Here is a 19,317-nt window from a genome sequence, read left to right as displayed (position 1 = left end):
TTTGATGAAGGTGGTTGCGGGAGCTGGATTTGAACCAACGACCTTCGGGTTATGAGCCCGACGAGCTACCAGACTGCTCCATCCCGCGCCGGCCATTCTACGCCAGAGCGTTGCTCTGTCAACCTAATTCTGGAAAAAAGTGTTTTAGGCTCAGATATTTAGCGCATTTCGGGTGCTACACTTTCGGGCTTCAGGCCGTGCCGCGCGGGGCTTTCGCCGCCGCTGAAGCGGCCTCTGCCGTGCGTTCCCATCAGCCAGTCGACGGACTTTCAGTGCGCAAGATCATTCATATCGACGCGGATTGCTTCTATGCCGCCATCGAGATGCGCGACGACCCGAGTCTGGCCAATCGGCCGATGGCGGTTGGCGGCGCCGCGGACCGTCGTGGGGTGATCGCCACCTGCAACTATGAGGCGCGCGCTTGGGGCGTGCGCTCGGCAATGCCGTCGGGGCAGGCGCTGAAACTGTGCCCGGACCTGCTCATCGTGCGCCCGCGCATGGAGGTCTATAAGGAAGTGTCGCGGGAAATCCACGGCATCTTCCGCGAGTACACCGAGCTGATTGAACCCCTGTCGCTCGACGAGGCTTACCTCGACGTATCCGACAGCCCGCATTTCTCCGGTAGCGCCACGCGCATCGCGCAGGACATCCGCCGGCGCGTGGCGATGCAGTTGCACATCACCGTGTCGGCCGGCGTCGCGCCGAACAAGTTCCTGGCCAAGATCGCCAGTGACTGGCGCAAGCCCGACGGCCTGTTCGTCATCACCCCAAACCAGGTCGAGGAATTCGTCGCCGCGCTGCCGGTGAGCAAGTTGCACGGCGTCGGCAAGGTCACCGCCGACAAGCTCGCGCGCCTCGGCATTCGCACCTGTCTGGAATTGCGCGACTGGGAGCGGCTGGCGCTGGCGCGCGAGTTCGGCAGTTTCGGCGAACGCCTGTGGAACCTGGCGCGTGGCATCGACGAGCGCCGCGTGCAGGTGGACAGTCGGCGCCAGTCGGTCAGCGTGGAGACCACTTACGATCAGGACCTGCCCGATCTCGGTGCGTGCCTGGAGCGCCTGCCTGAGCTGCTCGAGCAGCTCAGCGTGCGCATGGCGCGGCTGGACAGCAGTTACCGGCCGGACAAGCCGTTCGTGAAGATCAAGTTCCACGACTTCACTCAGACCACCCTGGAGCAGGCCGGCGCGTCGCGCGATCTGGACAGCTACCGGCTGCTGCTCGGGCAGGCCTACGCGCGCGGCGAGAAGCCGGTGCGCCTGCTTGGTGTGGGAGTGCGGCTGACCGATCTGCGCGGGGTCAGCGAGCAGCTCGAGCTGTTTGCGCACTAGGCCGTGCGGCGGGCTGAGAGCCGGCTCAGCCTTTCTCGGGCCACAGGCGCATCGGCTTGCCGGTTTCCGGCCACAGGCGCAGCTGGTCGGTCGCCGACATATCCCAGCGCTGCACCTTGCCGAGCAGCTCGAGGAAGCGCTGTTCCTGCTCCATCAGCGCCGGGGCGCACATCTTGCGGGTACTGCCGGCCTGGCTGAAGCTGATCTTCTCGCCGTCCAGCTGATAGCTGGCGAACCAGTGATTGCAGCCGGCGTTGCCGTAGGCGCGACCGTCCTTGCCGAGGGTCACGGTGAGGTGGCTGCGATCGATCAACGGGCGCTCGCCCAGCCACTCCACCTGGTAGGCGGTGTCCTGCTCGAGGGTGATCGCATCGCTGGCGCAGCCGCTCAGGCCTGCGGCCAGGGCAACGAGGATGACGCTGTGTTTCATGAGGCCTCCTTCTGGCAGGTCGGGCACAGGTGATGACCGTTGTGCGATTGCCATTTCAGTTCGCGAATACGGGCTTCGGCGGCCGGCGCGCGTGCCGCTTCACCGAGGCTGGGGTCGACGGCGAATTCGAAATCCAGCTGCTTGGCGCAACTGTCGCAGTGGACCTGCCAATTGAGGATCGACAGCTCGCGGAAGTTCGGTCCGGCTGCGGTGGCCGTCCATTGTCCGGGCGGGCTGATCAGGTGGCGGACCTTGTCCACGGTCAGGGTCATGCTCAGCTCGCGGCTGCCCTTGAGGGTCACCAGCAGGGTGTCGCCGGCGCGGATCGCGCCGCCATTGCCCGTCACCTGGAAGCGGCCGGGCGTCAGCGAACGGCACTCGATCAGGGTGTGCTCGGGACGCAGCAGGGTGTAGCGGAAATCATGTTCGGCCATGGCAGCGGGCTCGGTCGGAAAAAAGGGGCGCCATCCTACTACGCCTGACCGGCTTCGACCCGATTCTGCGGGCTGCCGCTGCGCCAGGCGGCGATGTTCGCCAGGGTCGTCGCGGCAATCGCCGCCAGCGCCTCGCGGGTCAGGAAGGCCTGGTGCGCGGTGACGATGACGTTGGGGAAGGTCAGCAGGCGGGCCAGCACGTCGTCCTGCAGCGGCAGGTCGGAGCGGTCCTCGAAGAAAAGGGTAGCTTCCTCTTCGTAGACATCGAGGCCGAGGTAGCCGAGCTGGCCGCTCTTCAGCGCCTCGACCAGCGCCGGGGTATCGACCAGCGCGCCGCGCCCGGTGTTGATCAGCATGGCGCCAGGCTGCATGCGCTGCAGGCTGGCGGGATTGATCAGGTGACGAGTGGCCGGGGTCAGCGGGCAGTGCAGGCTGACGATCTGCGCCTGCTCGAGCAGTGCGTCGAGGGGCAGGTAACGGGCGCCGAGGGCGCTCACCGCCGGATTGGGATACGGGTCGTAGGCCAGCAGCTCGCAACCGAAGCCGGCCATGATGCGCGCGAAGGTCTCGCCGATCTGCCCGGTGCCGATCACCCCGACGCGCTTGCCGTGCAGGTCGAAGCCGGTTAGCCCGTGCAGGGTGAAGTCGCCTTCGCGGGTACGGTTGTAGGCGCGGTGCAGACGTCGGTTGAGGGCCAGGATCAGCGCCACCGCATGCTCGGCGACGGCGTGCGGCGAGTAGGCGGGCACGCGTACCACGGTGAGGCCGAGGCGTTCGGCGGTCGGCAGGTCGACATGGTTGTAGCCGGCCGAGCGCAGCGCGATCAGCCGCGTGCCGCCGGCGGCCAGGCGCTCCAGCACCGGGGCGGACAGGTCATCGTTGATAAACGCGCAGACCACCTCGCAGCCCTGCGCCAGTGCGGCGGTATCGGGTTCGAGGCGCACCTGGCGGAACAGCAGGTCGAGGTCCTGCGGCCGCGCTTCGGCGAGAAAGCTGTCGCGGTCGTAGGTCTGGCTGCTGAACAGGATGATGCGCATCGGGAATCCTCAGGCGTCGACCTTGGCTTCGGCGGCCAGGCGTTCGATCGCCGCGTCCAGTTCGTCGAGGGCCTCGGCGGCCGTCGGATCATTCTGCTTGAGCAGGGTTTCACTGCGGTTGCACGCCGCGCGCAGCTGCGGCACACCGCAATAGCGGGTCGCGCCGTGCAGACGATGCACGCGCTCGATCAGTGCCGCGCGGTCGCCGCTGTCGCGGGCCTGGCGAATCGCCTGGCGGTCGCCCGGCAGGCCGGCGAGCAGCATGCTGAGCATGTCGGCGGCCAGGTCGACCTTGCCGGCCGCCAGGCGCAGGCCTTCCTCGGCATCGAGGATGCCGAGGCTGACCGCGACCGGTTCCGGCGCGCGCTCCGGGCCGTGATTGCGCAGCGCCAGGCCGGTCCACTTGAGCACCACCTGGGCCAGCTGGCGCTCGCGGATCGGCTTGGTCAGGTAGTCGTCCATGCCGGCCTGCAGCAGCGCGCGTTTTTCGTTGGCCAGCGCATGGGCGGTGAGGGCGATGATCGGCAGGGCCACACGCTCCTGATCGCTTTCCCACTGGCGGATCGCTTCGGTGGTCTGGCGGCCGTCCATGCCGGGCATTTGCACGTCCATGAACACCAGGTCGAAGGCCGTGTGTTTGACGCAGTCGAGCGCTGCCTGGCCGCTATCGACCGCCTGCACTTCGGCGCCGAGGTCTTCCAGCAGGGTCTTCACCAGCAGCAGGTTGGCCGGGTTGTCGTCGACGCAGAGCAGACGCGGGGCGCGGCTGGCCAGCGGCGCCGGCGCTTCGGCACGGGCCACGCGCGGGGCGAACAGCTGCAGCAGGGTCTGCTGGATCTTGCGCGCGCAGGCCGGCTTGGCCTGCACCTGGCTGGTGGTCTCCGGCAGCAGCTCCTGGTACAGCGCCTGCTCAGTGGTCGGGCACAGCACCAGGCTCTTGCAGTCCAGCCGCTCGAGGTCCCAGATGTGCTGGCGCAGGCGCTCCGGCGGCAGATCCTGGGCATTCACCCCGAGCACGGCGATGTCGATCGGCTGGCCGCTGTGGCGCTGCGCCGCGACGTGCTCGAGCAGCGCGTCGAGGCTGGCGCAGTGCTGCACCTGCAGACCGTGGTCTTCCAGCTGGTGGTGTAGCGCCTGGCGGGCTAGGTCGTGGCGCTCCAGCAGCACCGCGCGGCGGCCCTGCAGGGCGCTGCGCGAGAGGCTGTCGGCGTCGTCGCGGGCCTTCGGCAGGCTGAGGCTGATCCAGAACTCCGAGCCCTCGTCCGGCATGCTGGTGACGCCGATCTCGCCGCCCATCTGCTCGACCAGGCGCTTGGAAATTACCAGGCCGAGGCCGGTGCCACCGGTCTGCCGGGTCAGCGAGTTGTCGGCCTGGCTGAACGCCTGGAACAGGTTGCGCAGCTCCTCTTCGGCGAGGCCGATGCCGGTGTCCTGCACGCTGATGCGCAGCTGGGCGCGCTCGGCGCTTTCCGCCTCGACCATGGCACGGATGGCGATGGTGCCGTTGTGGGTGAACTTGATCGCGTTGCTGATCAGGTTGGTGAGGATCTGCTTGAGCCGCTGCGGGTCGCCGACCAGCGCCAGCGGGGTGTCGCGGTAGATCAGGCTGACCAGCTCGAGCTGCTTGGCGTGGGCGGTGGGGGCAAGCAGGGTGAGGGCGTCCTGGATCAGGTCGCGGAGGTTGAACGGGATGTGCTCGAGCACCAGCTTGCCGGCCTCGATCTTCGAGAAATCCAGCACCTCGTTGATGATGCCGAGCAGGCTGTCGGCGGACTTCTCGATGGTGCCCAGGTAGTCCTGCTGGCGCGGGGTCAGCTCGCTTTTCTGCAGCAGCCGGGTGAAACCGAGGATGCCGTTGAGCGGGGTGCGGATCTCGTGGCTCATGTTGGCGAGGAACTCGGACTTGATGCGGCTCGCTTCCAGGGCCTCCTTGCGCGCGAAGTCCAGCTCGATGTTCTGGATCTCGATGGTCTCGAGGTTCTGCCGCACGTCTTCGGTGGCCTGTTCGACGCTGTGCTGCAGTTCTTCTTGGGCGTTCTGCAGCGACTCGGCCATGCGATTGATGCCCGAGGCGACTTCGTCCATCTCCTGGCTGCCGAGTGCCGGCAGGCGGGTTTCCAGGCGGCCTTCCTTGAGCAGCGCGACGCCCTGCTTGATCTGCCGTAGCGGCTCACCGATGGCGCGGCTCATGCGGATCGCCAGCAGCGCGGTGATGATCAGACCGGCGGCGACCAGCAGCAGGCTGGTGAATAGGCCGCGGTAGCCGCGCAGCAAGGTGCTGTGGTGGGAGATTTCCAGCTCGACCCAGCCGAGCAGGCGTTCGCCGTCTTCCGGCAGCTGCTCGTCGCTGAGGCTGTTGTGGCGGCCGAACACCGGCAGCAGGAAGCGCGTCGCGTCGTTGCCGCTGCGCAGCGCCAGGTGGTTGCCGTCGCTGCTCGGCAGCTGGTTGAGCATGCTCGGCCCGGCGCTGGCCAGCAGCGCGTGTTCGGCGCTGAGGAAGCTGACGCTGCGCATGTCCGCCTGCTCAAGGGTCTGCCGGGCGATCCGGTCGAGCTGCTGGGCGTCGCTGCGTGCCAGGGCGGGCGCGGCCAGCGGGGCGAGGTGTTCGGCGATCATGCGGCCGCGTTGCAGCAACTGGCCTTCCAGCTCTTCCAGCTGAATCCAGGTGAAGTAGCTGCCCAGGCCCAACGCCATCAGGCTGGTGGGCAGCAGGCTGAGCAGCAGTACGCGGCCCTTGAGGCCCAGATCCTTGAACACGCCAGCGCTTCCTTATGGTTTTTCGGCAGTGTAGCGATTCGTCGGATGGGAATCTGCCTGTGCTTTTGTCAGAATACGCAAAGCAGATTTATTCTCATTCGCGTGGTTATCGCCTATGCAAGCCCATTGCCGCCCCACGGCGCGGATTCTCGCCGTCGAGGACGACCCGTTGCTCGCCGCCCACCTGCATGAGCATCTGTGCCAGCGTGGCTTCGACGTAACGCTGCGGCACTCCGGCGACGAAGTGCTCGATCTGGCCAGCCAGCAGGATTTCGACCTGATCCTCATGGACATCCTGCTGCCCGGCAGCAACGGCCTCGACGTGCTGGGCACGCTGCGCAAGCAGTGCAAGGTGCCGGTGATCCTGATGTCGGCACTGGGTGCCGAGCAGGACCGCATCCTCGGCTTCAGCCAGGGCGCCGACGACTACCTGCCGAAGCCGTTCAGCATGGGCGAGATGGCGGTGCGTATTGACGCGGTGCTGCGCCGCGTCGCCTACGAGCGCAAGGAATCGCCGCCGACCACGCAGCTCGATCCGCAGCTGCACTTCGATGAAGGCCGCTCCGACGTGCGTCTGGATGGCCAGTGGGCGGCGCTCACGCCCAGCGAGTACCGCCTGCTGACCTTCCTCGCACGGCATGCCGAGGAGGTGCTGAGCAAGGCCTTCCTTTATCAGCAGGTGCTGCATCGGCCGTTCGCGCTGCACGACCGCAGCCTGGACATGCACGTCAGCCATATCCGCCGCAAATTGCAGACCATCGGCTACAGCGCCGGACGGGTGGAGACGGTGTGGGGCAAGGGCTACATGCTGACGCGGATGGCCCCATGAGGCTGCCCGGGCGGCATTCGTTGTTCTGGAAGCTGGCGGTGCTGCTGGTCGGCTTCTGCCTGCTGGTGATCACCCTCAGCCTGGCCTGGGGCCGGCTGATCGGCGAGCAGACCTCGCACCTGTCCGAGTCGGCCCGCGATGTCCTGCGCGGTTATGCGGCGCAGGCGCATGCGGCGTGGCGCGAGGAGGGCGCGGACGGTCTGGAGCGTTATCTGCTGCAACTGCGCGAGCAGGAGCAGGTGTGGGCGGTGGCGGTGGACGACGAGCTGCATTCGCTGGGCAACACCGAGTTGGCCCCGCGCGAACGCGAGCGCCTCGGTTTCGTGCGCCAGCTCGACTGGTCGATGGGCCGCGAAACGCCCTCGCCGCGGGTGCTCAGCATCCCCTTCGCCGATCAGTCCGGGCGTCTGGTGATGGAACTGCCGCCGCGCTTCAGTCCGTGGGGGCCGCGCCCGCTGCTGTTCTTCGTGTTCCAGAAGCTGGTCCCGGGGCTGCTCGCGCTGCTGCTGTGCGTCGGCCTGTACTGGCTGTTCATCGTGCCGTTGCGCGGCCTGCGCGAGCAGGCCAACGCGCTGAGCCGCGACGACCTGTCGGCGCGGGTCGGCGAACCGATTACCCTGCGCAAGGACGAACTGGGCGAGCTCGGCCGCGCCTTCGATCACATGGCCGATCGCCTGCAGGGCACTGTGCGCTATCAGCGTCGCTTGCTCAGCGACCTGTCCCATGAGCTGCGCACCCCGTTGAGTCGCCTGCAGGTCGCCTATGAGCGCGAGGGCGATGTGGCGGCGCTGCGTCAGCGCCTGCAGCGCGAGGTGGAGATCATGCAGCGGCTGGTCGCCAATACCCTCGAGCTGGCCTGGATGGACGCCGAGCGCCCGCATTTGCCGGCCGAGACCGTCGCCCTGGTGCGGCTGTGGGACATGCTCGCCGACGATGCCTGCTTCGAAACCGCCTGGCCGGCGGCGCAATTGCAATGCAGCCTGGATGAGCGCTGCCTGCTGCGCGTCAACCTCAATAGCTTGGCGCAGGCGTTGGAGAACCTGCTGCGCAACGCCATCCGCCACTCGCCGGCCGACGGCGTGTTGCGTCTGGACGGGCAGCGCGAGGGCGACATGTGGCACCTGCGCCTGCAGGATCAGGGCCCGGGTGTGCCGGAGGCGCATCTGGAGCGCATCTTCGAACCCTTCGTGCGCCTCGACAGCGCGCGGCCCGGCGACGGCGGTTTCGGTCTGGGGATGAGCATCGCCCGCAATGCCATCGCCCTGCAGGGCGGCAAGGTGTGGGCCGAGCGCTTGGAACCGGGTTTGTGCATCCACATCTGCCTGCCGGCGGCGGATGCACCGGCCGATGTCGGCCCGCCGGTCGAGAACGGCGTGGCTCGGGCGCCACTGCTCTAGCGCAGCAGCTCGGACTGGGCGAGGCGGTCCGTGTCATCGCCGAGCTCGGCGGCACGCGCGTAGTAGGCTGGGGCGAGCGCACGAATCTCCGCCTGCGGCGCGGCGAGCAGGCCACTGCGACAGACGCGCAGGAAGTTGAGGTTGCCGCCGGCCAGGGCCTGTTCCAGCCAGGTCACCGCTTCCGCGACCTGGCCCTGCTGCGCCAGCACCGAGGCATAGCTGAACTGGCCGCGAAAATCACCGGCCTCGGCCGAGCGCCGGTACCAGTCCACGGCGACGCGGGCGTCACGCTCGACGGCGAGGCCTTCCTCGTAATAGCGGCCGACCAGGTTCATCGCCTTGGCATGCCCAAGCTCGGCGGCCCGGAGGTACCAGGCGAAGGCCGCCTGCTGATCCTCTTCCACGCCATGCCCGCGGGCCAGCAGGCCGGCCAGGTTGTACATCGCCCAGTCCAGCCCGGCCGCGGCGGCGCGGCGGTACTGCTGCGCCGCCGCAGGCGAGTCGACCGCGCCGCCCCAGCCATGCTCCAGGCAGCGGCCGAGCATGTTGCAGGCCATGGCGTCGCCACTGGCCGCGGCGATGCCGAACCAGCGGCGCGCGAGGGACGGGTCGCGCTCGATGCCGCGGCCGTCCAGGAGAATCTGGCCGAGCAGAAGCTGCGCCTCCGGCAATCCTTCGCCGGCGGCGCTGACGATGACCCGCGCCGCCTGGCGCGGGTCGTCGGCCAGGCGCTGGCGCAGTTCGTCGGCGGTGAGGATTTCGTCGCGTTTGCGCAGGGTCGTCATGCTCAGGTATCCGCCCAGCGGCGCAGCAGGTTGTGGTAGCTGCCGGTCAGCTGCAGCAGCGCCGGATGCTCGGGGACATCGCGAGTCAGGCTCTGGATGGCCTGGTCCATCTCGAACAGCAGGGCGCGCTGACTGTCTTCGCGGACCATGCTCTGGATCCAGAAGAACGAGGCCAGGCGCACACCGCGGGTGACCGGCTCGACCCGGTGCAGGCTGCTCGCCGGGTAGATCACCAGTTCGCCGGCGGGCAGTTTCACCCGGTGGGTACCGAAGGTGTCCTGAATCACCAGTTCGCCGCCGTCGTAGCTGTCCGGGTCGCTGAGGAACAGGGTGGCGGAGATGTCGGTGCGGACCTGTTCCGGGCTGCCCTTGATTGGGCGAATAGCGTTGTCGATGTGGTAGCCAAAGGCACCGCCATCGCTGTAGCGGTTAAATAGCGGCGGGTAGACCTTGAGCGGCAGGGCAGCGGAGATGAACTGCGGGTGGCGCCATAGGCGCTGCAGCAGCGCGCCGCCGATTTCCTTGGCCAGCGGGTGGCCTTCCTCGAGTTGCTGGTTGTGCTTGCTCTTCGCCGACTGATAACCCGCGGTGAGCTTGCCGTCCGCCCATTCGGCCTGTTCCAGGGCCTCGCGAATACGGCTGACCTCGTCCGCGCTGAAGAGGTCCTGGATGTGCAGAAGCATGGGCAATACCCGTCAATTCCGAGAGGCGTGAATAGTATTTATTTTCATTCAGGCCGGGGTCGTTACAGTTTGTAAATATTGTAAAAGAAATCTGAATGCGAATTTTTATCAATTAAATTCCGCGGCCTCTGAAACCCTGTGGGGAGGGAAGCAAGGTGTCGCGTCAGCCAGAATTTGCGGGTTCCAATCAGCGTTTGTTGGCTTCGGCCATTGGGGTGGCCATCTCGGCTCTGTCGGCTTCGCCGGTGCTGCACGCCGCCGAACCGGAGAAGAACGGGAAGAGCGTGGTGTCGCTGGATGCCACCAGCGTGGTGGGCGAGAAGGCGGATGAGACCAGCTATCAGGTCGAGAAAGCCCAGTCGCAGAAGTACACCGCGCCGCTGGTCGATACGCCGCGCGCGGTGACCGTGGTGCCGCAGCAGGTGATCAAGGACACCGCGGCGCTGTCCCTGCAGGACGCCCTGCGCACTGTGCCAGGCATCACCATGGGCGCCGGTGAAGGCGGCAACCCGCAAGGCGATCGTCCGTTCATCCGTGGTTTCGACGCGCAGAGCGACACCTACCTCGACGGCGTGCGCGACACCGGCGCGCAGACCCGCGAAATCTTCGACATCGAATCCATCGAAGTCAGCAAGGGCCCGAACTCGTCGTTCGGTGGTCGCGGCTCGGCCGGCGGCAGCCTCAACCTGGTCACCAAGAAAGCCCACCTCGGCAATTCCTTCGACGGCGGCTTCACCTGGGGCTCCGACCAGACCCAGCGCTACACCCTGGATGGCAACTACCAGTTCACCGACACCGCGGCCGGCCGCCTCAACCTGATGAGCCACGAGAGCAACGTGGCCGGGCGTGACGCGATCAACTACGACCGCTGGGGCATCGCGCCGTCGCTGGCCTTCGGCCTGGGCACGCCGACCCGCGTCAACCTCGATTTCTACCACATGGAAAGCAACGACCTGCCGGACTCCGGCATTCCGTACGGCTATTCCGTGGGCACCACGCACACCGCGGCCAACCCCGACAAACCGACCGATGGCGGCGACAGCAGCAACTTCTATGGTCTGACCAATCGCGACTTCCGCAAGACCCGCGCGGACATCGCCACCTTCACCATCGAGCATGACCTCAACGACGCGCTGACCATCAAGAACACCCTGCGCCACGGCAACAGCATGCAGGATTACATCCTCACCCAGCCGGACGACAGTAAGGGCAACGTGCGCAACGGTAGTGTGTGGCGTCGCGTCAACACGCGGGTCGGCAACACCGCCACGACCACCAATCAGACCGACTTGTTCGGTGAATTCCAGCTGGCCGGCTTCAAGAACAGCTTCTCCACCGGCATCGAGCTCAGTCGCGAAGAGTCGGACCGTTCCAGTTACACGGTGAACACCGACAGCACCCCGGGTACGCCGGTGACCACTGCCGATCCGGGCACGCAATGCCGTCCGGCTACTATTGGTGCGCCGAGCGGCTACAACTGCACCTCGCTAAGCAATCCCAATCCGGATGATCCGTGGGCCGGCGCCATCTCGCGCAACTACGCGAGCACCGAATCTACCGGCGACACCCGCGCCATCTACGCGTTCGATACCATCGAGCTGGACCCGCAATGGCTGCTCAACCTCGGCCTGCGCTACGACAACTTCCAGACCGACTCGAAGAGCAAGTCGGCGGCCGGGGCGACTACCTTCAAGACCTCGGACACCAGCGAATTCGTCAACGGCCAGATTGGCCTGGTGTGGAAGCCAGCCGAAAACGGCAGCGTCTACGCCTCGTACGCCACCTCGGCGACGCCGCCGGGCGCCATGCTCGGTGAGGGCACCGATGGCAACCCGCTGCCGAGCTCCGTCGGCACGCCGACCAGCATCGTCAGCGACCTGGAGCCGGAAGAGACCACCAACTACGAGCTGGGTACCAAGTGGGACCTGTTCGCCAACCGCCTGTCCCTCACCGCGGCGATCTTCCGCACCGAGAAGGACAACACCCGCGTGCTGGTCAGCAACTATACCTACGAGAACGCCGGCAAGACTCGGGTCGACGGTATCGAGCTGACCGCCAGCGGCAAGCTGACCGACAAGTGGCAGGTGTTCGCCGGCTACAGCTACCTGGACAGCGAGCTGGTCGATCCGGGCGCCGTAGGCAACCGCAATGGCCAGGTCACCAGTACGGTCAACCCCGCCAAGGGCAACGAACTGCCCAACACGCCGAAGAACAGCTTCAGCCTGTGGACCACCTACGAGCTGATGCCGAAGCTGACCATCGGTGGCGGCGCCTTCTATGTGGACGACGTGTTCGGCGACACCAACAACGCCCTGTATGTGCCGTCCTACTGGCGCTACGACGCGATGGCCAGCTACAAGCTGACCAACAACGTCGACCTGCAGCTGAACGTGCAGAACCTCACCGACGAGGTTTACTACGACAAGGCCTACGCCAGCCACTTCGCCAACCAGGCGGCCGGCCGTACTGCGCTGTTCAGCACCAGCGTGCATTTCTAAGCGCAGCCGCGCTGCTCCAGAGCAAGCCCTGCCGGCGATCCCGGCGGGGCTTTGTCATTTAAAGAAACGGTGCAAAGGGATAGCGGCGCGGCCCCGGGCATAAGCTTGCAACGTTCTCGCGATATGGCCGTTGCCGGTTTGCCGCTATCATAGGCAACCCCGTCGTCTGTCTTGCGAACGAGATCATGACCCAGCAGTACCCCACCATCGCCGATTGCGTCGGCAACACCCCGTTGGTCCGCTTGCAGCGTCTGCCCGGAGAAACCAGCAACACCCTGCTGGTCAAGCTCGAGGGCAACAACCCGGCCGGTTCGGTGAAGGATCGCCCGGCGCTGTCGATGATCACCCGCGCCGAGCTGAGTGGTGCGGTTAAGCCCGGCGACACGCTGATCGAGGCGACCTCGGGCAACACCGGCATCGCCCTGGCGATGGTGGCGGCGATCAAGGGTTACAAGATGATCCTGATCATGCCGGACAACATGACCGAAGAGCGCAAGGCGGCGATGACCGCGTACGGCGCCGAGCTGGTGCTGGTCAGCAAGGAAGAGGGCATGGAAGGCGCCCGCGACCTGGCCGAGAGTCTGCAGCGCGGCGGTCGTGGCATAGTCCTCGACCAGTTCGCCAACGGCGACAATCCGCTCGCTCACTACCACGGCACCGGCCCGGAAATCTGGCGGCAGACTGGCGGCAGCGTCACCCACTTCATCAGTTCGATGGGCACCACCGGCACCATCATGGGCTGCTCGCGTTACCTCAAGGAGCAGAACCCGGCGATCGAGATCGTCGGCCTGCAGCCGATGGAAGGTTCGTCGATTCCCGGCATCCGCCGCTGGCCGCAGGAATACCTGCCGAAGATCTACGACGCCGAGCGCGTCGACCGCATCGTCGACATGCAGCAGAGCGAGGCCGAGGACGTAATGCGTCGTCTGGCCCGCGAGGAAGGCATCTTCTGCGGCGTGTCCTCGGGCGGCGCGGTGGCGGCAGCGCTGCGCCTGTCGCGCGAAGTGGAGAACGCGGTGATCGTGGCGATCATCTGCGACCGCGGCGACCGTTACCTGTCGACCGGCATCTATGACACCCCGAACTGATCATGGCCAAGCGTAGCTCCGGCGGCCTGCGCTTCCAGCCGGCCGGCGGCGCCCGCGCGAGCGGCGTCCCGGTGGGCAAGAAGCAGCGCCTGCAGATCGAACGCCTGGCCAACGACGGCCGTGGCATTGCTTTCCTCGAAGGCCGCACCTGGTTCGTCGATGGTGCGCTGGCTGGCGAGACTGTCGAGGCCCGCGTGCTGGCCGCCCGCAGTCAGGTGGTCGAGGCCCGCAGCGAGCGGGTGTTGAGCGCCGTCGACGCGCGCCGCACGGAACCCTGTCGGTTTGCGACACGCTGCGGCGGCTGTTCGCTGCAGCACATGGCGCATAGCGATCAGCTGGCGCTCAAGCAGCAGGCGCTGCAGGAACAACTGAGTCGCGTCGCCGGTCTCGAACCGGAAGAGTGGGCCACGCCGCTGACCGGCCCGGAGTTCGGCTACCGGCGCCGCGCACGGATTGCGGTGCGCTGGGATGCCAAGGCGCGGCGGCTGGACGTCGGATTCCGCGCGGCGGCCAGCCAGGACATCGTGTCGATCGACGAATGCCTGGTATTGGTCCAACCCTTGCAGCCGATTCTGCGTGAGTTGCCGGCGGTGCTGCGTGGTCTGGACAAGCCGCAGGCGCTGGGCCACGTGGAGCTGTTTAGCGGTGTGGTGCCCGGCGTGCTGGTCCGCCATATCCAGCCGTTGGGCGACGGCGACCTGGCGCACTTGAGCACCTTCTGCGAGCAACACGGGGCGCAGCTGTGGTTGCACGGCACTGACGAGCCGCAACCGTACCGCCCGACCGACCGCCTGGGTTACCGACTGGCGCAGTGGTCTTTGGAATTGGATTACCGCCCCGGTGACTTCGTGCAGGTCAACGCACCGGTCAACGAGGCGATGGTGGTGCAGGCACTAGACTGGTTGTCAGTGCGTGGCGACGAACGCGTGCTGGACCTGTTCTGCGGCCTGGGCAATTTCGCCCTGCCGCTGGCCCAGCAGGCGCGCGAAGTGGTCGGCGTGGAAGGCGATGCGGCGATGACCGCGCGGGCGGCGGAGAATGCCGCCGCCAATAGCCTGGGCAACGTGCACTTTTTTAGGGCCGACTTGTCGAATCCGCTGATTGATGCGGCGTGGGTCGGTGAAGGCTTCCCGGCCGTGTTGCTCGATCCGCCGCGTGATGGTGCCTGGGAAGTGGTGCGTCAACTCGGCGCCCTGGGCGCCCGGCGAGTGGTTTATGTGTCCTGCAATCCTGCGACCCTGGCGCGTGACGCCGCGGAGCTGGCCAGGCAGGGTTACCGGCTGAAACGGGCCGGAATTCTCGACATGTTTCCGCAGACGGCGCATGTCGAGGCGATGGCGTTATTCGAGGCGGGCTAGGATGTCCGCGCAATCCGACTAGCCCACAAGCAGGCTGGCGATATTCGACGCGTTTCTGACGCGTCGTAGGAAGGTAAGAGATGGTACAGGTTAGAGCGCACCAGCCGATCAACACCGACGGCAGCATCAACCTAGACGCCTGGCTCGATCACGTGGTGAGTGTCGACCAGGCGCTGGACCGCGCGGCCTTGCGCGAGGCCTGCGAGTTCGCCCGCGAGGCCGAGCAACAGGCCAACGCGGCGCAGAATCTGTGGGCCGAAGGTACGTCCAGCTTTCAAACCGGACTGGAAATCGCCGAAATCCTTGCCGACCTCAAGCTCGACCAGGAATCGCTGGTCGCCGCGCTGATCTACCGTGGCGTGCGCGAAGGCAAGGTCAGTCTCGACGCGGTGCAGAAACGCTTCGGCACGGTGGTCGCCAAGCTGATCGAAGGCGTACTGCGCATGGCGGCGATCAGCGCCAGCCTGAATCCGCGCGAATCCCTGGTGCTCGGCTCCCAGGCGCAGGTGGAGAACCTGCGGCGCATGCTGGTGGCGATGGTCGACGACGTGCGCGTCGCGCTGATCAAGCTGGCCGAGCGCACTTGTGCGATCCGCGCGATCAAGAACGCCGACGACGAGAAACGCCACCGCGTGGCCCGCGAGGTGTTCGACATCTACGCGCCGCTCGCCCATCGGCTCGGCATCGGGCACATCAAGTGGGAGCTCGAGGACCTGTCCTTCCGTTACCTGGAACCCGAGCAGTACAAGAAGATCGCCAAGCTGCTGCATGAACGGCGCCTCGACCGCGAGCGCTTCATCAGCGACGTGATGGCGCAGCTGAAGAGCGAACTGGCCGCCACCGGCATCCAGGCCGACATCAGCGGGCGTGCCAAGCACATCTATTCGATCTGGCGGAAGATGCAGCGCAAGGGGCTGGATTTCAGCCAGATCTACGACGTCCGTGCAGTGCGCGTGCTGGTCCCGCAGGTGCGCGACTGCTACACCGCGCTGGGCATCGTGCACACCCTGTGGCGGCACATCCCGCGCGAGTTCGACGACTACATCGCCAACCCCAAGGAGAACGGCTACCGCTCGCTGCACACCGCGGTGATCGGTCCGGAAGGCAAGGTGCTCGAGGTGCAGATCCGCACCCACGCCATGCACGAGGAAGCCGAGCTGGGCGTGTGCGCGCACTGGCGCTACAAGGGCACCGACGTCAAATCTGGCTCCAACCACTACGAAGAGAAGATCTCCTGGCTGCGTCAGGTCATCGAGTGGCATGAGGAACTCGGCGACATCGGCGGCCTGGCCGAGCAGCTGCGCGTCGATATCGAGCACGACCGGGTCTACGTGTTCACCCCGGACGGCCATGCCATCGACCTGCCCAAGGGTTCCACACCGCTCGATTTCGCCTATCGCGTGCACACCGAGATCGGTCACAACTGCCGCGGGGCGAAGATCAACGGACGCATCGTGCCGCTCAACTACAGCCTGCAGACCGGCGAGCAGGTGGAGATCATCACCAGCAAGCAGGGCACGCCGAGCCGTGACTGGCTGAACAGCAACCTCGGCTACGTCACCACCTCGCGGGCGCGGGCGAAGATCGTCCACTGGTTCAAGATGCAGGCGCGCGACCAGAACGTCGCCGCCGGCAAGGTCATGCTCGAGCGCGAACTGGCGCGCCTGGCGCTGCCGCAGGTGGACTTCGAGCGTTTGGCCGAGAAGAGCAACGTGCGGACCGCCGAAGACATGTTCGCCGCGCTCGGCGCTGGCGACCTGCGCCTGGCGCACCTGGTTAATTGCGCCCAGCAGCTGGTCGAGCCGGAGCGTGGCAGCGAGCAGCTCGAGCTGATTCCACGGCGCGCCACCCATTACCGCCCAGGCAAGCGCGGCGACGTGCAGATCCAGGGTGTCGGCAACCTGCTGACGCAGATGGCCGGCTGCTGCCAGCCGCTGCCGGGCGATGCGATCGTCGGCTACATCACCCTCGGCCGCGGCGTCAGCATTCACCGTCAGGATTGCGCCTCGGTGCTGCAGCTCGGCGGCCGCGAGCCGGAGCGGATCATTCAGGTCAGCTGGGGTCCGGCGCCGGTGCAGACCTATCCGGTGGATATCCTGATCCGCGCCTACGACCGCTCCGGTCTGCTGCGCGACGTCACCCAGGTGCTGCTCAACGAGAAGATCAACGTGCTGGCGGTGAACACCCGCTCGAACAAGGAAGACAACACCGCGCTGATGTCGCTGACCATCGAAATCCCCGGCCTCGACGCGCTCGGCCGGCTGCTCGGGCGCATCGCCCAGTTGCCGAACGTGATCGAGGCGCGGCGCAACCGCACCAACAGCTGAGCGGACCATGTACACCGTCGATGACCTGCTGCACCTCATGGCGCGCCTGCGCGATCCGCAACACGGCTGCCCGTGGGATCTCAAGCAGAGCTACGCGACCATCGTGCCGTACACCCTGGAAGAGGCCTACGAAGTGGCCGACACCATCGAGCGTGGCGACTTCGAGCACCTGGCGGGCGAGCTCGGCGACCTGCTGTTCCAGGTCGTCTACTACAGCCAGCTGGCCAGGGAAGAGGGGCGCTTCGCGTTCGATACGGTGGTCGACGGCATCACCCGCAAGCTGATCCGCCGCCACCCCCACGTGTTTCCCGATGCTGACCTGTATGGCGCGCCGGACCTGGCGCGCCTCGAAGAGGCGGCGGTCAAGCAGCGCTGGGAAGAGCTCAAGGCCGAGGAACGCGCGGCCAAGGCGGCCGAGCCGGAGCAGTTGTCGCTGCTCGATGACGTGCCCACGGCACTGCCGGCGCTGAGCCGCGCGGCCAAGCTGCAGAAGCGTGCCGCTCAGGTCGGTTTCGACTGGCCGGAGCCGCTGGCGGTACTCGACAAGGTGCGCGAGGAGCTCGACGAAGTGCTGGAAGCCATGAGCGAGAATGACGCCGAGGCGGTGAGCGAGGAGATCGGCGATCTGTTGTTCGCCGTCACCAACCTCGCCCGGCACCTGAAGGTCGACCCGGAAACCGCGCTGCGCAGCGCCAACGGCAAGTTCGAGCGGCGGTTCCGCTACATGGAACAGTTGCTCCGCGAGCGCGATCAGCGTCCGGAAGACTGCAGCCTGGAAGAGCTCGACAGCCTGTGGAATCTGGCCAAGCGTGAAGAGCAGGCCGGCCCGGCCTGTGGCTAAGCGGCCGGCAATCCAGCGCTAACGCACAGGGCAAGCAGCGGTTTGCACAGTCGAGCAGGTCAACGGGCTGCGCTGCTTGGCACGCTTGATCTGCGGCGTCGCATTGGCGCTTGCACTGCGCGTGCGCAAACCGGAGGATTAGCCCGCGAGATTTCCTTTCCACCCATGCGCCCGGTTTCTCGGGGTAGTTGGATGATTGTCATACGATGAGCATGTCATTGCGCGACCAGTTGCTGAAAGCCGGCCTGGTCAACGAAAAGCAGGCCAAGCAGGCCGGCAAGCAGAAGCAGAAGCAGCAGCGGCTGGAGAAGAAAGGCCAGGTTGAGGTCGACGATTCGCAGAAGCAGGCGGCGTTGCAGGCCAAGGCGGACAAGGCTGCGCGCGACCAGGAGCTGAATCGCGAGCTGCAGGAAAAGGCGCAGAAGAAGGCCGAGGCGGCGCAGGTCAAGCAGCTGATCGAGCGCAGCCGGCTGCCCAAGCTGAACAGCGAGGACTACTACAACTTCGTCGACGACAAGAAGGTCAAGCGCCTGTCGGTCAACGACCTGATGCGCGACAAGCTGAGCCGCGGCTCGCTGGCCATCGTCCGCCATGGCGGCGGCTACGAGGTCATCCCGCGCGAGGCGGCGCTGAAGATTCAGGAACGTGATGCGCAGCGCATCGTCCTGCTCAATACGCCGACCGAGGCCCCGGATGCCGACGATCCGTACGCGGCCTACCAGATCCCCGACGATCTGATGTGGTAATTCGCGGGCAAGAAAAAGCCGGGTCAATGCCCGGCTTTTTCTTGGCTGGCGTTTGGCTTAGTGACGGCCGGTGACCTGTTTGTCGCCGACCGTGCCGTCCTGCAGCATGATCTGGTACTCCTTGCCGTCCTTCTCTACCTGCTGCAGGCGCACTAGCAGGTATTCCCAATCCTTGGCGAACCACAGCACGGTCTTGCGGTTGCTCTGGGTCGGATCGCGCACGCGCTCGACCTTGATGGCGTCGATCTGCCCGACCTTGGTGTCCACCACTTCTTCGCCGAGCACGCGGAAGTCGTAGGTCTCCACTTCGTCGCCGTCGATCACCTGGTAGGTCATGCTTTTCTTGCCGGCGGCGACGTCGTGCTGCAGGGCGATCTGGTAGGTCGATTTATCCTGCAGACCGCGGTTCAGTGGGACACGGACCTGTTCGCCACGCTCACTGCCGATGACCTGCTTGGCGGTCCAGTCGAAGTCCAGCTCCACCTGCTTGCCCTTGCCCAGGCCGCTGCGGTTGAAGCGGTAGGTCTGCGGCAGGAATGTATCCTTGTCGAGGCGGAAGGTGCTTTGCTCGCTCAGTCCGGCGACCAGCATCGACGCTTCAAAGTCCAGGGTCCAGCGGCCATCCCCTTCAGCCTTCAAGCTGCGAGTGGCGCTGCCGCCGACCGGCAGTTGCTTCCAGTCGGCGGTATAGCTGGCGGAGAACGGCTTGAGTTCCAGGGCCTGTACCGGCAGGGCGAGTGCGGCAAGGACGAGCAACAGGGCGCGCAGCATAAAATCTC

At 66.2% G+C, this 19,317-nt stretch carries 16 protein-coding genes and 1 tRNA gene; 9 read left to right on the top strand and 8 right to left on the bottom strand.

Annotated features, from left to right (window positions below; all coding sequences use genetic code 11):
* Window positions 1-11: 11 nt before the first annotated feature.
* Window positions 12-88: transfer RNA gene (locus JQX08_RS03645), tRNA-Met, on the bottom strand.
* A 184-nt stretch (window positions 89-272) separates the two neighbouring features.
* On the opposite strand from JQX08_RS03645, the gene dinB reads away from it, so the two are divergent.
* Window positions 273-1,328, top strand: coding sequence for a DNA polymerase IV (dinB, locus tag JQX08_RS03640; RefSeq protein WP_204914789.1), 1,056 nt, complete (start codon window positions 273-275; stop codon window positions 1,326-1,328).
* Window positions 1,329-1,353: 25 nt separating this feature from the next.
* On the opposite strand, the gene JQX08_RS03635 is transcribed toward dinB, so the two are convergent.
* The 4 genes from JQX08_RS03635 to JQX08_RS03620 are packed head-to-tail and all read right to left on the bottom strand — an operon-like array spanning window position 1,354 to window position 5,986.
* The gene (locus JQX08_RS03635; protein ID WP_204914788.1) at window positions 1,354-1,758 is read right to left on the bottom strand and encodes an META domain-containing protein; all 405 of its coding nucleotides are present in this window, start codon (window positions 1,756-1,758) and stop codon (window positions 1,354-1,356) included.
* The gene (locus tag JQX08_RS03630; protein WP_204914786.1) at window positions 1,755-2,192 is read right to left on the bottom strand and encodes a hypothetical protein; all 438 of its coding nucleotides are present in this window, start codon (window positions 2,190-2,192) and stop codon (window positions 1,755-1,757) included. Before JQX08_RS03630 ends, JQX08_RS03635 begins: the two co-directional genes overlap by 4 nt.
* A 38-nt stretch (window positions 2,193-2,230) precedes the next feature.
* Window positions 2,231-3,229 (bottom strand): 2-hydroxyacid dehydrogenase, encoded by a 999-nt coding sequence (locus tag JQX08_RS03625; protein WP_204914785.1) that lies wholly within the window; start codon window positions 3,227-3,229, stop codon window positions 2,231-2,233.
* A gap of 9 nt (window positions 3,230-3,238) precedes the next feature.
* Complete coding sequence (locus tag JQX08_RS03620) at window positions 3,239-5,986, bottom strand: response regulator (protein WP_204914783.1); 2,748 nt, start codon at window positions 5,984-5,986, stop codon at window positions 3,239-3,241.
* 115 nt (window positions 5,987-6,101) lie between these two features.
* Between JQX08_RS03620 and JQX08_RS03615 the strand changes: the two genes are divergently transcribed.
* Window positions 6,102-6,815, top strand: coding sequence for a response regulator transcription factor (locus JQX08_RS03615; RefSeq protein WP_204914781.1), 714 nt, complete (start codon window positions 6,102-6,104; stop codon window positions 6,813-6,815).
* Window positions 6,812-8,212 (top strand): histidine kinase sensor domain-containing protein, encoded by a 1,401-nt coding sequence (locus tag JQX08_RS03610; RefSeq protein WP_204914779.1) that lies wholly within the window; start codon window positions 6,812-6,814, stop codon window positions 8,210-8,212. Before JQX08_RS03615 ends, JQX08_RS03610 begins: the two co-directional genes overlap by 4 nt.
* Here JQX08_RS03610 and JQX08_RS03605 read toward each other — a convergent pair.
* Both JQX08_RS03605 and JQX08_RS03600 read right to left on the bottom strand, forming a co-directional pair.
* Window positions 8,209-8,997: a tetratricopeptide repeat protein gene (locus JQX08_RS03605; RefSeq protein ID WP_204914777.1), complete on the bottom strand. Its 789-nt coding sequence runs from the start codon at window positions 8,995-8,997 to the stop codon at window positions 8,209-8,211. The genes JQX08_RS03610 and JQX08_RS03605 overlap by 4 nt on opposite strands.
* Window positions 8,998-8,999: 2 nt before the next feature.
* On the bottom strand, window positions 9,000-9,680 hold the full coding sequence (locus JQX08_RS03600) for a Fe2+-dependent dioxygenase (RefSeq protein ID WP_204914776.1): 681 nt from the start codon (window positions 9,678-9,680) through the stop codon (window positions 9,000-9,002).
* Between the two features lie 155 nt (window positions 9,681-9,835).
* Between JQX08_RS03600 and JQX08_RS03595 the strand changes: the two genes are divergently transcribed.
* The 6 genes from JQX08_RS03595 to JQX08_RS03570 all read left to right on the top strand — a co-directional run bounded on the left by JQX08_RS03595 (window position 9,836) and on the right by JQX08_RS03570 (window position 18,538).
* Complete coding sequence (locus JQX08_RS03595) at window positions 9,836-12,178, top strand: TonB-dependent siderophore receptor (RefSeq protein ID WP_204914774.1); 2,343 nt, start codon at window positions 9,836-9,838, stop codon at window positions 12,176-12,178.
* Between the two features lie 185 nt (window positions 12,179-12,363).
* A complete protein-coding gene (cysM, locus tag JQX08_RS03590) occupies window positions 12,364-13,266 on the top strand; it encodes a cysteine synthase CysM (protein WP_204914772.1) in 903 nt (300 codons plus the stop codon).
* A 2-nt stretch (window positions 13,267-13,268) separates the two neighbouring features.
* The gene (gene rlmD / locus JQX08_RS03585) at window positions 13,269-14,624 is read left to right on the top strand and encodes a 23S rRNA (uracil(1939)-C(5))-methyltransferase RlmD (protein WP_204914771.1); all 1,356 of its coding nucleotides are present in this window, start codon (window positions 13,269-13,271) and stop codon (window positions 14,622-14,624) included.
* 80 nt (window positions 14,625-14,704) lie between these two features.
* A complete protein-coding gene (relA, locus tag JQX08_RS03580; protein ID WP_204914769.1) occupies window positions 14,705-16,951 on the top strand; it encodes a GTP diphosphokinase in 2,247 nt (748 codons plus the stop codon).
* Between the two features lie 7 nt (window positions 16,952-16,958).
* A complete protein-coding gene (gene mazG / locus JQX08_RS03575; RefSeq protein ID WP_204914768.1) occupies window positions 16,959-17,792 on the top strand; it encodes a nucleoside triphosphate pyrophosphohydrolase in 834 nt (277 codons plus the stop codon).
* Window positions 17,793-17,998: 206 nt separating this feature from the next.
* Window positions 17,999-18,538, top strand: coding sequence for a DUF2058 domain-containing protein (locus tag JQX08_RS03570; RefSeq protein ID WP_204914767.1), 540 nt, complete (start codon window positions 17,999-18,001; stop codon window positions 18,536-18,538).
* Window positions 18,539-18,595: 57 nt separating this feature from the next.
* On the opposite strand, the gene JQX08_RS03565 is transcribed toward JQX08_RS03570, so the two are convergent.
* Window positions 18,596-19,309, bottom strand: a complete 714-nt coding sequence (locus JQX08_RS03565; protein WP_204914766.1) for a DUF3108 domain-containing protein — start codon at window positions 19,307-19,309, stop codon at window positions 18,596-18,598.
* Window positions 19,310-19,317: the final 8 nt, after the last annotated feature.

The sequence above is a fragment of the Zestomonas insulae genome, from assembly GCF_016901015.1.
GTDB lineage: Bacteria > Pseudomonadota > Gammaproteobacteria > Pseudomonadales > Pseudomonadaceae > Aquipseudomonas > Aquipseudomonas insulae.
Note: the sequence above shows the minus strand (reverse complement) of the source record. Positions and strands in the feature narration are given on the sequence as shown.